Origin of the sequence: Butyrivibrio sp. ob235 (assembly GCF_900109475.1) — a bacterium.
Taxonomy (GTDB): Bacteria; Bacillota; Clostridia; order Lachnospirales; family Lachnospiraceae; genus Butyrivibrio.
The window spans coordinates 1-10,391 of record NZ_FOBE01000055.1 but is presented as its reverse complement, the minus strand read 5'-3'; the positions used below and the strand labels follow the sequence as shown (position 1 = coordinate 10,391).

Annotated in this window: 18 protein-coding genes; 17 read left to right on the top strand and 1 reads right to left on the bottom strand. The window is 39.5% G+C overall.

Features of this window, described 5'->3' with window-relative positions; translation table 11 throughout:
• From BMW61_RS20965 to BMW61_RS20885, 17 genes are all read left to right on the top strand, one after another.
• Nucleotides 1-589 (top strand): GNAT family N-acetyltransferase (locus tag BMW61_RS20965; protein ID WP_207650209.1); only part of this gene is annotated, 589 nt, incomplete at its 5' end.
• A gap of 402 nt (nucleotides 590-991) precedes the next feature.
• Nucleotides 992-1,798, top strand: coding sequence for a class I SAM-dependent methyltransferase (locus tag BMW61_RS20960; protein ID WP_330388570.1), 807 nt, complete (start codon nucleotides 992-994; stop codon nucleotides 1,796-1,798).
• Between the two features lie 148 nt (nucleotides 1,799-1,946).
• Complete coding sequence (locus BMW61_RS20955; RefSeq protein WP_091825906.1) at nucleotides 1,947-2,249, top strand: ArsR/SmtB family transcription factor; 303 nt, start codon at nucleotides 1,947-1,949, stop codon at nucleotides 2,247-2,249.
• The gene (locus BMW61_RS20950) at nucleotides 2,246-3,247 is read left to right on the top strand and encodes a permease (RefSeq protein WP_330388569.1); all 1,002 of its coding nucleotides are present in this window, start codon (nucleotides 2,246-2,248) and stop codon (nucleotides 3,245-3,247) included. Before BMW61_RS20955 ends, BMW61_RS20950 begins: the two co-directional genes overlap by 4 nt.
• 14 nt (nucleotides 3,248-3,261) lie before the next feature.
• The gene (locus BMW61_RS20945; RefSeq protein WP_026499327.1) at nucleotides 3,262-3,489 is read left to right on the top strand and encodes a thioredoxin family protein; all 228 of its coding nucleotides are present in this window, start codon (nucleotides 3,262-3,264) and stop codon (nucleotides 3,487-3,489) included.
• Nucleotides 3,490-3,518: 29 nt separating this feature from the next.
• Entirely contained in the window at nucleotides 3,519-3,980 is a 462-nt protein-coding gene (locus tag BMW61_RS20940) for a GNAT family N-acetyltransferase (protein WP_175475331.1), read from the top strand.
• Nucleotides 3,981-4,004: 24 nt separating this feature from the next.
• Nucleotides 4,005-4,523, top strand: a complete 519-nt coding sequence (locus BMW61_RS20935; RefSeq protein ID WP_044959745.1) for a GNAT family N-acetyltransferase — start codon at nucleotides 4,005-4,007, stop codon at nucleotides 4,521-4,523.
• An 18-nt stretch (nucleotides 4,524-4,541) separates the two neighbouring features.
• On the top strand, nucleotides 4,542-4,964 hold the full coding sequence (locus BMW61_RS20930; protein ID WP_026525377.1) for a C-GCAxxG-C-C family protein: 423 nt from the start codon (nucleotides 4,542-4,544) through the stop codon (nucleotides 4,962-4,964).
• Entirely contained in the window at nucleotides 4,961-5,302 is a 342-nt protein-coding gene (locus BMW61_RS20925) for a GyrI-like domain-containing protein (RefSeq protein ID WP_091825899.1), read from the top strand. Before BMW61_RS20930 ends, BMW61_RS20925 begins: the two co-directional genes overlap by 4 nt.
• A gap of 192 nt (nucleotides 5,303-5,494) precedes the next feature.
• Nucleotides 5,495-6,079: a TetR/AcrR family transcriptional regulator gene (locus BMW61_RS20920; RefSeq protein ID WP_091825896.1), complete on the top strand. Its 585-nt coding sequence runs from the start codon at nucleotides 5,495-5,497 to the stop codon at nucleotides 6,077-6,079.
• On the top strand, nucleotides 6,076-6,531 hold the full coding sequence (locus BMW61_RS20915) for a GNAT family N-acetyltransferase (protein WP_024865550.1): 456 nt from the start codon (nucleotides 6,076-6,078) through the stop codon (nucleotides 6,529-6,531). Before BMW61_RS20920 ends, BMW61_RS20915 begins: the two co-directional genes overlap by 4 nt.
• Nucleotides 6,528-7,058 (top strand): dTDP-4-dehydrorhamnose 3,5-epimerase family protein, encoded by a 531-nt coding sequence (locus tag BMW61_RS20910; protein WP_091825894.1) that lies wholly within the window; start codon nucleotides 6,528-6,530, stop codon nucleotides 7,056-7,058. Before BMW61_RS20915 ends, BMW61_RS20910 begins: the two co-directional genes overlap by 4 nt.
• A 1-nt stretch (nucleotide 7,059) precedes the next feature.
• Nucleotides 7,060-7,602, top strand: coding sequence for a GNAT family N-acetyltransferase (locus BMW61_RS20905; RefSeq protein WP_091825891.1), 543 nt, complete (start codon nucleotides 7,060-7,062; stop codon nucleotides 7,600-7,602).
• Nucleotides 7,595-8,086 (top strand): GNAT family N-acetyltransferase, encoded by a 492-nt coding sequence (locus BMW61_RS20900; protein ID WP_175475330.1) that lies wholly within the window; start codon nucleotides 7,595-7,597, stop codon nucleotides 8,084-8,086. Before BMW61_RS20905 ends, BMW61_RS20900 begins: the two co-directional genes overlap by 8 nt.
• Before the next feature lie 4 nt (nucleotides 8,087-8,090).
• Nucleotides 8,091-8,618 (top strand): GNAT family N-acetyltransferase, encoded by a 528-nt coding sequence (locus BMW61_RS20895; RefSeq protein ID WP_091825885.1) that lies wholly within the window; start codon nucleotides 8,091-8,093, stop codon nucleotides 8,616-8,618.
• A gap of 64 nt (nucleotides 8,619-8,682) precedes the next feature.
• A complete protein-coding gene (locus BMW61_RS23125; protein ID WP_139176503.1) occupies nucleotides 8,683-8,811 on the top strand; it encodes a GNAT family N-acetyltransferase in 129 nt (42 codons plus the stop codon).
• Nucleotides 8,812-8,878: 67 nt separating this feature from the next.
• Nucleotides 8,879-9,910, top strand: coding sequence for an alpha/beta fold hydrolase (locus BMW61_RS20885; RefSeq protein ID WP_242876859.1), 1,032 nt, complete (start codon nucleotides 8,879-8,881; stop codon nucleotides 9,908-9,910).
• Between the two features lie 176 nt (nucleotides 9,911-10,086).
• Here BMW61_RS20885 and tnpA read toward each other — a convergent pair.
• A partial coding sequence (gene tnpA, locus BMW61_RS20880; protein ID WP_139176501.1) for an IS200/IS605 family transposase occupies nucleotides 10,087-10,391 on the bottom strand: 305 nt, incomplete at its 5' end.

The following is a 10,391-nucleotide window of genomic DNA, read 5'->3' as shown; positions in this document are numbered from 1 at the left end:
ATATTCTGAATTTCCTTCTAATTTATGTTCGAAAAGAATGATAAATGGATTTGATTTTTCTTTTAATATAAATGAGGATTGTATGGAAGAAATAAACGATTCAATAGTTATCAAATCAGCTGAAACTGATGAGGAGTTGTGCGGAAGAGGATACGTCCACTGTACTGCATGGCAGGAATCCTATAGAGGCATAGTATGCGACAGATATCTTGACACGATGACTGTAGAGGCTACAACAGCACGTGCCAGGAAGTTCCCAGACAATACCCTTGTGGCTAAGGATGGAGATCAAGTCGTAGGATTTGCGGTTTATAGTCCATCGAGAGATGAAGATCTACCGGATGCAGGAGAGGTTGACGCAATCTATGTGCTTTCAGAATACTATGGGCGGAAAGTAGGCTATAGATTAATGAATGAAGCACTTTCCCGGCTTAGTGAATACAATACCTTTTTTGTGTGGGTGCTCGAAAAGAATGAGCGGGCCATAGAATTTTATCACAAATATGGTTTTGAATTTGACGGATGCAAAAAGGAATGGACTCTTGGCACTCCTGTCTCAATAGTCAGAATGGTAATGAAAAGAGCATAATCTTTAAATATTATGCGCTAAGGAAAGGGGATTGAAATATGGAATTATTTGAGGCGATAAATCAAAGAAAAACAATTCGTGACTTTGAAAACGAAGTAATCTCAAAAGAAATTCTTGAAAAAATTATCTCCGCACAGGGCTAAAAGCACCGACGAATGATCATATGCGGGATTGACAATTTGTAGTGGTAACAGATAAGGATGTGGCAGTCAGGCTTCTTGAGTGAATTTCTAAAACAGTTATACAGGTAGCGTATCTTTCCCGCTGATTGAGAATATGAAGCTGTCGAACACAGGTGCCATACTTATCCGGAGCATACCGGATAAAAAGGAAATCATTGATGGATGAGATGGAACAGATCGGAGTCGTTTTTTTGAGATAAATGAGTAAGGAGATACGATTTTGGGGCAGAATGAAAAATACAGCGAGATGAGGAAGAAGCCAATGGAATATCGTAAGGTGTTTGACACAATCCCGGAGCAGTTTGATAAGTTCCGACCCCGTTACAGTGCGGAACTGTTCGAATATTTCATCAGGGAAGCCTGTATCGGAACTGAAACGAAGGTGCTGGAAATCGGCCCGGGAACAGGTCAGGCGACGGATCCGATTCTGGATACCGGCTGTGATTATAATGCCATTGAGCTCGGGGAGCATCTCTATGAGAAGATGAAAGAAAAATACGATACAAGACCGAATTTCCACATTGTGAACGACGACTTCATTACGCATGATTTCGGTGAACAGAGGTATGATGTGATATACTCTGCTGCGACGATCCAGTGGATTCCGGAGAAGGTCGCTTTTTCCAAGACGTTTGAACTGCTAAAGCCAGGAGGAACGCTGGCGATGATGTTTCTGATTGGGGATTATAAATCGCCCAACGAGGAGCTGTTTAACAATATCCAGAAGGTTTACGACGAGTATTATAAACCGGTGACGGAATACAAAAACATGAAGGAACCTTTTGACTATCTTCATGCGACTGACTACGGCTATGTGGATCTGACGCGGCATGATTTTTACGGAAAACGCATTTTTTCTGCAGATGAATATGTGATGTATTGCGGCACGCACAGCGATCACATTTTGATCCCCGAGCCCTATAAAACGAAGTTTTTCGAAGGACTTCGGAGTGTGGTGCTTGCGGGCGGAGATAAAGTCGAGTTCCGGGATACTTATGTGCTGTATCTGACGAAGAAACCGGCGTAGTGCATAGTAAAATATCTCAGAAGATAAATTGCCCCGTAGGAGACAGAGTTTTAAAAGCTCTGTCTCCTTTTTGAAATAATACATTGACGAATATCAATGTATGTGCTATTATCAACACATAGATAAACATCTATATAAGGAGAAGATTATGGCCAAATTAGACGAAGTGCTGATATGTAAGGCTCTTGGAGATCCCAACAGAATGGAAATAGTTAAGATGCTTTCTGATCAGGAGAAGTGCGGATGCAAGCTTCTTGAAAAGTTCGATATTACACAGCCGACTCTTTCTCATCACATGAAGATACTGGTAGATTCGGGACTGGTTAACGACAGAAAAGAAGGCAAGTGGCACTACTATTCAATAAACACGGACATCATGAAAGAATTCTGTGGATTTATTAAAACTCTCTGTAATGAAACTACCGGCAAATGCTGTAAGGGGAAAGTATGATGTGGGACTTTATTCAGACACAGATCCTGGGAATAAAGTGGCTGAACAATTTGGTCGGGGAACTCCTGTCTGCATTAGGATTGGATATAGATAGCAGGATAGGCTCCGGCATACACTTTTTTATCTATGATGTTATAAAGATCACGATCCTTCTTTGTTTGCTGATCTTTGTGATCTCATATATCCAGAGTTTCTTTCCACCGGAGCGTAGCAGGAAGATAATGGGCAGATTTCACGGAATCGGAGCAAATATCGTAGGAGCCTTGCTTGGAACCGTGACACCATTCTGCTCGTGCTCATCCATCCCGATATTTATGGGATTTACGAGTGCCGGATTACCGCTTGGAGTAACATTCTCTTTTTTGATCTCATCACCGATGGTGGATCTGGGGAGCCTCGTACTGCTTATGAGCATCTTTGGGGCAAGGATAGCTATCGTTTATGTTGTGATGGGACTTATGATCGCTGTTGCAGGTGGTACATTGATCGAGAGACTTCATATGGAAGATCAGGTCGCGGATTTTATCAGGAATGCAAACAGCAGCGTTGAAATAGAAACTCCGAGCCTCCCTGTTAAAGAGCGTTTAATATACGCAAAGGACCAAGTAGTATCTACATTTAAGAAAGTGTTTCCATACATTCTGATAGGAGTCGGGATTGGGGCTGTGATACATAACTGGATTCCGGAAAGCTGGATCAGGGCAGTGCTTGGGGGAAGAAATCCCTTTGGAGTGATACTTGCAACAATCCTGGGTATTCCGATGTATGCTGATATCTTTGGTGTTATCCCTATAGCCGAGGCACTCTTGTACAAAGGAGCTTTGCTCGGTACGATCTTAAGCTTTATGATGGCAGTGACTACACTCAGTCTTCCGTCGCTCATTATGCTGAAGAAAGCTATCAAGCCAAAACTGTTAGGAACATTTATAGCCATCTGTACAGTGGGTATCATCATTGTCGGGTATGGTTTCAACTTATTTCAATATTTATTCATCTGAAGGAGGATATGGTCATGAATATCAAGGTATTAGGCGGAGGATGCAAAAGCTGTGAGGCTCTCCTTGCATCTGCAAAAGAAGCAGTAGCGAAAAAAGGGATCGATGCGGAGATAGAGTATATCACGGATATGGAAAAGATCATGGGTTTCGGAGTGATGAGTATGCCGGCTCTTATGATCGACGGAAAAGTTGTTTCAGCCGGAAAGGTTCTTAAGGCTAAGGAAGTTGAAAAATTCTTATAGGAGATGTCAGGGATATGGAGGAGAATATTATGCTTTTTGAAACGAAAAAGTGTACTAATCCTGATATTGTGAAAGAGCTTTTTGTTGAGTATTCGCATATCAAAGGGGCAGAAAGCTGTTTTGTTTCCTTTGATAAGGAATTGAATGATCTGCCTGGGTATTATTCAGGTGGAGCGATAATAGTAGGATATGAAGAAGATAAACCCATTGCCTGTGTTGCCATAAAGAAAATAAGCGACGAAACCTGTGAAGGAAAGCGTCTGTTTATCAGACCGGAATACAGAGGAAAAGGATATGCAAGGATAATGCTCAAAGCAATGACGGATAAGGCTTTTGAACTTGGGTTTAAGGAATTGATTTTCACAACGAAACCGGAAGTTATGAGAATTGGATATAGCCTATATAAACGTTTGGGATACGAAGAATTATCAGAGGAAAATGGTATTGTATCAATGAGGATAGATCTTAGCAAGGAATATCCATATGGGTGATTACTAATTGTCTTTGGAGGTAATATGGAAAGAGAACTGTTTATAAGGGACGCTGATCCCGAAGATGCTAATAAACTGGTGGAGATATATTCATATTATGTTCTGAATACCGCTGTTTCTTTTGAATATGAAGTTCCGTCAGTTGCAGATTTTGAAAACAGGATCAAGACAACAAAAGAAAAATATCCATATATGGTGTGCTTATTAAAAGACAGGATCGTCGGCTATGCGTATGCGGGACCATATAGTTCTAGAGAAGCTTATAACTGGACAGCAACAACATCTATCTATGTTGATAAGGATTATCGCAGACAGGGTATCGGTTCGTTGTTGTACAAAGAGCTGGAAAAAAGGCTTAAAGAACAGGACATAGTCAACTTGCTTGCAGGAGCCGCCTATAGTGATGAAGAGGATGAATATCTCACACATGACAGCTATAAGTTTCATATACGATCGGGATATACAAAAGTAGCTCACATGAAGACTATAGGTAAGAAATTTGACAGATGGTATGATCTGTTATGGATGCAGAAAAAACTATAGTAAGAGGAGTCAAGATCTATGACACACAAAGAAAAAGCAATGAAGATATTTTATGAAAAATTCAATTGCTCGCAGGCAGTTCTTGGAGCATACGCGGATGATTATGGGCTGACGGTAGCTCAGGCTATGAAAGTGGCAGCATGTTTCAGCGGGGGCGTGAGAAAAGGTGAAGTGTGTGGTGCTGTATCCGGGGCAATCATGGTGATCGGGTTGAAATACGGAGACGGACCCGACTATAAAGCAACTGCTTATCCCAAGGCTGCTGAGTTTATGGAAAGATTCAAAGAAAAGAATGCTTCATATATCTGCAAGGATATACTTGGCTGTGACATATCCTCCGAAGCGGGGATGCTCTATGCCCGGGAGAATGGACTTTTTAAGGATATTTGTCCGAGAATGGTAGAATCCGCGGTTGATATTCTGGAAGATATGGAAATATAAGCAATTGGTACAGAGGAGAAATACGGAATTTTGATGGAGAGTATAAGGAAACTGATATCCGCATCAGGCATAACGAAGCTGTAAAAGCGATCGGAAAAGAAAATGATCACATTAAGTTCAAAACACTGCCAGAGTCAAAGGTTCTGAGCATCTATCATAAGGGCTCTTATGCTAATATCGGTGAAGCTTATGCATTTCTTATGAAATATGCAGACCAGAACGGATATACAGTAGCAGGTCTTGCCAGAGAGTGTTATATTGACGGAATCTGGAATAAAGAATCTGAGGAAGAATGGCTGACTGAGATCCAGCTTCCGATTGAAGACGTTACAAAATGAATAGAAGATATTACGGATCTGAAGCTGCAGAACAGTCTCAAATTGTCGGTTATTTGGAGATCGTTGTGCAATAGTAAAGAGAATAATTCAAATTTGACAAGATAATTTATATTACACTTTATACTTGAAACAACTAACATTGTTAGTATAATATTAACTAACAATGTTAGTTGTTTTTTATTAGGAGATGTTATGCCAAGAACAGGATTATCTAAAGAAGAAATAGTAGAAAAAGCTGCAGAACTGGCCAACGAAAAGGGGCTGTCTTACTTGTCGGTTACTACACTGTCAGAATATTTAGGAATCAAGAAGCCGTCATTGTACAACCACATGAAGACCATAGAAGATATGCGCAGAAGTCTTATGATATATGGGTGGCAAACTGTATCGGAAGATGTTGTCAGAGGAATTGATTCTTCAGATGAAAAAGCAAATCTATTTGAGTACGGAAAAAAGTTCTATAAGTTTGCAATGGAGAATCCTGGCGTATTTGAAGCGATGCTCTGGTATAACAAATACTCAGATGACACGCTGCTTTCTGCCACAGAAGGATTATATTCTTTTTTCTTCAAGCAGACAGATGGCTTAGGGATAGATCGTGAGATCGCTAATCACTTGCTTCGAACATACAGGGCTTTTCTTGAAGGTTTTATTATGCTTCAGATTCATAATTCCTTTGGAAATCCAATATCATTGAAAGAGAGCTTTGAGATATCACTGAATGTGATGATATCCGGGATGGATGGGTATAGAAATAAGAGGGGTAATAAAAATTGATTGAGTTCAGAAATGCTGAGGTGTCTGATGCAGAGTTGGTTGTAGATATATATAACGCTGCGTTTTTTGATGATTATGTAAAGTATGGTGAATGTCCGGCGTATGGTAGAACAAAAGAAGAGATGGAGCAGTCAATAATTGATTATCCTAAATTCATAATTCTTAATGAAAGTAAACCGGTTGGCGTCATTTCATGCAGGGAGCTGGAAGCGGGTAATTATGAAGTCGGATGTTTATGTGTAATTCCTGAGTTTCAGGGAAGAGGAATAGGAACGACTGCAATGCGATTTGCAATAACACATTATTCTGATTGGAAGACATTTACATTGGTAACACCTGTGGACAAAAGTCAAAACGTAAAATTCTATACAGAAAGATGCGGCTTTGATATCCAGTCTGAAGAAATGGATGGAAGTGTTAAAGTATACAGATTTATATTGAGGCGGATATGATGATAAAAGAAATATTTGGAAAAGTAAAAATATATAGGCTCCATTCGCGTGTTGATAACCGTGGATCTCTGGAATATGTTTTTGATGAAAACACTGCCTGTTTCAATGCCCGGGAGACAAGAATCTATAGCATGCCCAAAGAAGGAACTTTTTTTGGAATTCACTACAGAGAAGAGCGTAGCCCAATGACGAAGTTTGTGACAGTCATAAAAGGCAGAGGTATGGATTACGTTATTGATTTGAGAAAAGACTCCTCAACCTATCTTCAATGGGAGTCATTTGAACTGTCAGAAGAAAATGCACTGGCAGTACTGATTCCTGCAGGTTTTGGGCATGCTTTTATTTCATTGCAAAATGATACGATACAGTTTTATTCTGTGGACAGAAGTGGCAACGATGCTTATTCAAAACATATTAATTACATGGATTCCAAAATCGGTCTTAAACTGCCTGTACCCATTTCCGAAATCTCGGATTATGATTTAAGCGCTCCTTTTGTTTCAGAAAGGGGAGTTGTAGGAGAGTGATATGTTAATAGAAACTGATAGATTGATAATCAGAGATATAGCACTGACGGACGGAGAGACGTTCATTCATATGGCTTCTGATGGGAGCCTTAATGATATAGGCTTTGACAAAGATTCTAGTTCCTGGATGGATGACTGGATTATAGAAGCGCAAAATCTGGCGCGAGAGGACAATCCTCGAAAATCTTATCTTGCTTATGTGATTGAAGATAAAAGAACAGGCTCGACTATCGGATCTGTCGGATGTTCATATTATGAGGATTTGCAGAAAGTGGGCATTACTTATTTTATCGGAGCAGATTTTCGAAATAATGGATACGCTTCAGAAGCAACAAAGGCGTATATTTCTTATTTCTTCGAGCATTATGATGAAAATGAGATAATTGCCACTATACGTGAGGATAATGTCCCATCTTGGAAAACGATAGAAAGTGTAGGCTTTTCATTTACAGAGAAAAAAATGTACAAAGATCTCAACGATGCGAACGAAGAACTATATCGATTTTATTTGGCAAAAAAAACGGAAGTATCAAATAATGTGTGAAGAGCGTAAGAGAAAAATGGATATTCATATTCAACTTGCAGATATGAAAAATATTGATAGCTGCATAGACATTTTGCAAAATTCTGATTTAGGAAGAGCGTATTTCAGCGATTATGAAAAGGCAGCCAATATGCTAACATATGCAGTGGAACAAAAAAACGTATATGTTGCATTGGATGAAAATGAGAAATGCCTGGGGTTTATTTACTACATGACAAATGGTGTTTTTGGAAGCTACCCCTATCTTCATATTGTTGCAGTAAAGGAAGAATACAGGAATTATGGTATCGGTAAGCAGCTGATGAAGTTTTTTGAGGATAATGCTTCCGATTCTTCTTCAGCAAAATATTTCTTAACTGTAGATGATTTTAACCCGGGAGCGAAGATATTATATGAAAATCTGGGGTATAAGTGTGTTGGAGAACTACCTGATTTTTATAAAAATGGGATTAACTGCTATCTGATGATGAAAAGAAGAGGGTAACTAAATGATAAAAATCGAATTATTATCAGAGACAAATTTCTGTTTAGAATCATTAGATTCATATAACAGAAAACAGAATGTAAATAAAGTATATCGAAGAATAGACGGAGAATATGCATTAGTAGAATGCAAATATACCGAAGATTGGGACTTAAGCCAAAAGCGTTCTGTGGCAAAGCAAATAAGCAGTGATGACTATATTACATACATCGCATTAGAAAATGATAAAGTTATTGGCTTTATTGGGCTATTAAAGAAACTAAACGGTCCTTACATGATTCTTGATATGATGCAGGTATCTTCTGAATGCAGAGGCCAAGGTGTTGGCAGACGATTATTTGAATTTGGAAAAGCGGAAGCAATAAAAGCTGGTGCACAGGCTCTGTACATATCTGCCTGTTCTTCTGAGGAGACGATTGCATTTTACAGAGCAATGGGAAGTGGTCTGGCAAGCATTCCTATAAAAGAACTTGCTGAAAAGGAACCATATGACCTTCAGATGATATGTCCTGTAATAGACTGCGACAGATAATCGGAGATGAAACTGACAGAGAAGATGATTCGTTGGGCTGAATGCAAACTTGGCAGCACGGAGTATGCAGGCTGGTGTCTTGCGTTTATCGAGGATAGATGATGGTGAGACAATTGCTTTTATTCATTACTTGCTTGTAGATCCTGAATATCAAGGGCAACACATTGGGGATTGGTCTCTTATTGCATTATAGGTATAGTAAAATTGATTTTTTGTACATATTAAATCATTGGTGGGCAATAAAAATGATATGGATAATTATGCCAGTAGTTTTAATACTTATCATAATAATTGTACTCCCTCCAAGCTTGGACAGACTTCCTAAAGGACACAGTCTTAGCGAGAAGACAACACTGGAAATCGATGGAGCAAAGCTGGGGCTTATATTATTATCTGATAAGGAAGACAATCCTGTACTTTTAGTCTGTGGCGGAGGGCCGGGAATACCGCAATATATCTTGGAAAGTCTCTATCCTTCTGTGCTACCCGAGTATTTTACTGTATGCTATTTTGACTACAGAGGGACAGGGCTGTCATTTGACGGCAGTACCGATCCGGACAGCATGACTAAGGACAGGTTTATAGATGATGTTTTACAGGTAACAAATTATCTAAAAGATAGGTTTAGTCAGGACAAAATTTATATAATGGGTCATTCGTTCGGAACATATATCGCGCTCAATGCCGTGAAACAGTTTCCGGAGAATTATATTGCATATTTTGCAATGTCTCAGATTTGTAATCAGCAGCAGTCGGAGCTGATAGCGTATGATTATATGCGAAAGTGTTACGAAGAACAGGGTAACAGCTCAATGGCTTCGAAGTTCGATGAATACAAAATAAAGGACTCAGAAGAGGATTACCGAAAATATACTAATTCCAGCCTCCGCGACGAGGCCATGCACTCTCTCGGAGTCGGAACAACATCCGATATGGATAATGTAATAACGGATTTATTCTTTCCGAGCCTTCGGATAAAGGCTTACACACCAGGTGAGCGAATCAACATCTGGAGGGGAAAGATAGTTTCCGGAAAATATGCGGTTTCTAATGAATCGCGGCTATTCAATGCTTTTGAAGAGATTCAAAATATAGACATACCCATATATTTTTTTGCAGGTGAAAACGATATGACTTGCTGTACATCATTACAGAAGAAATACTATGAAATGGTGGAAGCACCTGAGAAAGAGTTCTTTTTCTATGAAGGATGCGCTCATAGTCCCATTTATGAGGACGGGGAAAAGACAAGGCGGATTTTTAATGATCTGTTTACGGATTTGTGCTTATAAGATCAAAATACGGTTTGTAGAGGAGAAAACATGGCAAAGGTAAAACTTACAATTACAGAAACCAAATGCAGGTGTGGTTATTACACAAAAGGTCAGGAATTCATCGTAGAAGATTTATGATGTATCAGCGAGAAAACTCCTTCCGACATAGTCGGTGGGGGATGAATCGCTGGCCCTCAGCGTTTAGCTTTGCTGTATCGTCCTGTTCTTTCATATTTTCTTTTGTGGTCATCCGTGCGCTGGCTTTCTATATATTTTTTCACTGTTTCAAGTGAAACGGACCCGGTTGTGGCACAAAAATAGCTCCTGCTCCAGAAAAGAGCATCTCCCCACAGAAATTTTTCTATATGTTCACGATATTTGATCCTGACTTCTTTAGAGAGCTGGGACTTTAAGGTGTTGATCAGTTTCAACGGAGCAACATCAGGAGGCATGGAAATAAGCATGTGTATGTGAACCTCTTCTGTAGTTCTCCATAAAG